General features: G+C 35.6%; 3 protein-coding genes. All 3 read left to right on the top strand.

The window, feature by feature from the left end; translation table 11 throughout:
* Positions 1-158: 158 nt before the first annotated feature.
* Entirely contained in the window at positions 159-1,751 is a 1,593-nt protein-coding gene (locus ACIQZC_RS09830) for a sulfatase (protein WP_396139050.1), read from the top strand.
* Positions 1,752-1,772: 21 nt separating this feature from the next.
* Positions 1,773-3,179 (top strand): arylsulfatase, encoded by a 1,407-nt coding sequence (locus ACIQZC_RS09825; protein WP_396139049.1) that lies wholly within the window; start codon positions 1,773-1,775, stop codon positions 3,177-3,179.
* A gap of 3 nt (positions 3,180-3,182) precedes the next feature.
* Positions 3,183-3,704: sulfatase-like hydrolase/transferase (locus ACIQZC_RS09820; protein WP_396139048.1), on the top strand; the 522-nt coding region annotated here is incomplete at its 3' end.

The following is a 3,704-nucleotide window of genomic DNA, read 5'->3' as shown; positions in this document are numbered from 1 at the left end:
GTAACAGTTGAGGTTTCTGATATGCAGTTAAACCATAGTGGAAAAATGGAGTCTGACTTTGCATTGGTAAATACAGATTCAATCGATGATGTTTTTAACGGTATTGAAGTAAATATTCAACGAAAATAAATTAATACACCACCATGGATCTAAAAAAAATGAAAAATAGTTTTTATTTATTGAACTCTTCCTTGCTTTTAATATTAAGTTTTTTTCCTTCGATTGAAGGAGTGGCTCAAAATAAGCGCCCAAATATTCTTGTTATTATGGGGGACGACATCTCACGAAATAGTATGGGCGTGTATGGTTCTAAATATATTAAAACACCCAATTTTGATCGAATTGCAAATGAGGGCGTGCTTTTTACCAATGCCTATGTTTGTAATCCAAAATGTTCCCCATCTAGGGCTTGTTTCTTAACAGGAAGGTATTCTTGGCAATTGGAAGAAGCGGCTAATCACATTCCCGTTATACCGCCCAAATGGAAATTTTATCCTAAATTGTTAGAAGAAAGCGGATACACAATAGGTTACACCGGTAAAGGTTGGGGACCCGGAGTATACTACGGAGAACACAATCCAGCAGGTTGGGAATATAATGAGATATCACTTGTTCCGCCATATAAAGGTATGAGTAAAAAAGATTATGCATCTAACTTCGAGGCGTTTTTAACCAAAAGAGACTCGGAAAAGCCATTCTGTTTTTGGTTTGGAACCCATGAAGCGCACCGTAAATATGAAAAAGATTCTTATAAAAAGGAAAATAAAGATTTGAATAAAGTTACGGTTCAAGCCTTTTTTCCTGATAATGAATTAGTTCGTGGTGATTTGGCTGATTATGGAGTAGAAGTGGAGTACCATGATCTTCAAATTGGTTTAGCATTGGCTTCTCTAGAAAAGCGAGGTTTACTTGATAATACCATTATTATTGCTACATCAGATCAAGGAATGCCTTTCCCCTACGTAAAAGGACAAATTTATGATGAAGATTTTCATGAAGCTTTTGTAGTACGCTGGGGCGACAAAATAATTCCGGGTAGAGTAGTGACTGATTTTATCAACTTTCCCGATGTAGCCCCAACGCTTATGGAAGCAGCTGGACTAAAACCAGACAATCAAATGACCGGAAAGAGTTTTCTGGATGCATTAGTTTCTGAAAAATCAGGGCGAATTGATGCCAAGAGATCGTATTCATTAATTGGAAAAGAACGTCATGATAATGGTACTACGGATGGGGATCTAATCGCTGTTAGTTATCCCGTTAGGGCCATTAGAACCGATAAATATCTATACTCTCACAATTATAAACCGAACAGATGGCCTGTTGGAGATCCAGAATTTAACTATAATAATTGCGACGATTCGCCAACAAAAAACTATCTGACGGGTTTAAAAGAAGGAGATAAAGATTATAATTATTTCAAGTTATCTTTTGGCAAACGCCCTGCCGATGAACTCTTTGATCTAGAAAAAGATCCGGATTGCGTCAACAATATTGCTTCCGACCCTCAATATGCGTCCTTAATTAAGGAGTTAAAGACTAAAATGGAAAAGGATTTAAGAAAACAAAAAGACCCAAGAGTACTTGGCAAAGGAGACGTTTTTGATTACTATCCACAGATTCGAGAGGAAAAAATCAAAAAATTGTATAAAGACAAGTATTATAGTATGTTTGACAAGTTTTTCGAAAAATTTGGAAAAAAAACAGTTCCAATCCCTTCAGGTTTTGTTGAAAAAGACGGGGAGAATTAATTTAAATATAAAACAACAACAATGAATACGAAAAACATACTAACTTTTGCTATCCTATTTGCAGCATTTGGGATACAAGCCCAAGAAACAAAAAATACTAAAAAACCCAATATAGTTTTCATTTTAGCCGATGATATGGGATACAATGAGTTGGGGAGTTATGGCGGTAAAATAATCGAAACTCCAAACATTGATCAGCTAGCTAAAGAGGGAATGAAATTTTCTAATCATTATTGTGGATCTAATATTTGCGCTCCTTCGCGAGGGACTTTAATGACGGGAAAACATACAGGACATGCTTATATTAGAGACAATAAACCACTTCCTTATGAAGGTAATGAGCCTATTCCTGCAAGTGAAATCACGGTTGCTGAAATCTTGAAAACTGCAGGATATACAACTGGAGCTTTTGGGAAATGGGGATTGGGTTATCCAGCTTCAGAGGGATCGCCAAACAATCAAGGTTTTGACCAGTTTTATGGTTATAATGGTCAAATTCATGCCCACAATTATTTCACTTCCTATTTGCGTAAAAATGACCTAGTTGAATTAAATGCAAATATAGACGCTCCTTATTCTGTGTATAGCGCTGATATTATTAAAGATAGAGCATTAGAGTTTGTTGAAGTCAATAAAAACAATCCTTTCTTCCTGTATTTTTGCCCTACTTTACCTCATAATCCGTATCACCAACCCGATGATAAAACATTAGAGTATTATGCCAAAAAAACTGGATTTCCGATAGGAGATGCTCATTCTGAAGAATTCAGCGTTCCTAAATATGCTGCATTGTCGTCAAGACTTGATCAACAAGTAGGCGAAATTATGGCGAAATTAAAAGAACTGAATTTATTGGATAATACCTTAATAATTTTCGCAAGTGATAATGGATCGGCACTTACTAAAGAAGAAGATAGTTACCTACGTACTGGTGGAGATTTAAGAGGAAGAAAATCCGAAGTCTATGAAGGCGGAATTAAAAGCCCTTTAATTGCTTTTTGGAAAGGGAAAATTATTCCTGGAAGCAGTAGTAATCATATCTCCGCTTTTTGGGATTTCTTGCCTACTTGTGCTGAGATTGTAAAGGCAAAAACACCAGAAAACATTGATGGAATTTCTTATTTACCTACACTATTAGGAAAAACGGACAATCAAAAACAACACGATTATCTGTATTGGGAACGCAGCCAAAGTCAAGCCATTAGAAAAGGGGATATGAAGGCAAATTTTGTTTATGATAAGACAACCCAAAAACAAAATATTGAAATTTACAATCTTGCTCAAGATCCTTTTGAAAAAAATAATTTAGCCGAAACAATGCCAGAACTTAAAGCAGAGTTTATAAAAATAGCGCAAACCGCAAGAGTAGAATCTGAAATTTTTCCATTGGTGAAAAAAGCAAAAAAAGCAAAGGTAAAAACACATTAACCAATGAAAATCAAATATATTGTTTTAAGCTTTTTAGCTTTTACCATAAGTTTTAAAAGCAGCAGTCAAACAAATAATAAATCAGTAAAACCGAATATTGTTTTCATCTATTTAGACGATTTAGGATATGGAGATTTAAGTTGTTATGGTGCAACCGAAATAAAAACGCCCAATATTGATGCTTTAGCCAATGGAGGAGTTCGATTTACAAATGGATATGCCACTTCGGCAACTTGTACCCCAAGTAGGTATGGTCTGCTCACAGGGGTTTATCCATGGAGAAATAAAGACGCCAAAATACTTCCGGGATCTGCTCCTTTATTGATAGGTAAAGAGCAACTAACCATTCCTAAAATGTTAAAAGAAAAAGGATACCAAACTGCCGTTGTGGGCAAGTGGCATTTGGGTTTAGGAACAGGAATTGTAGATTGGAATCAACAATTAGATGCAGGTCCTAATGATGTAGGTTTTGATTATTCTTATATTATGGCCGCCACACAAGATAGAGTTCCTACAATTTATATC

It is taken from the genome of Flavobacterium sp. (genome assembly GCF_044338735.1).
In the GTDB taxonomy this organism is placed as follows: Bacteria; Bacteroidota; Bacteroidia; order Flavobacteriales; family Flavobacteriaceae; genus Flavobacterium.
Note: the sequence above shows the minus strand (reverse complement) of the source record. Positions and strands in the feature narration are given on the sequence as shown.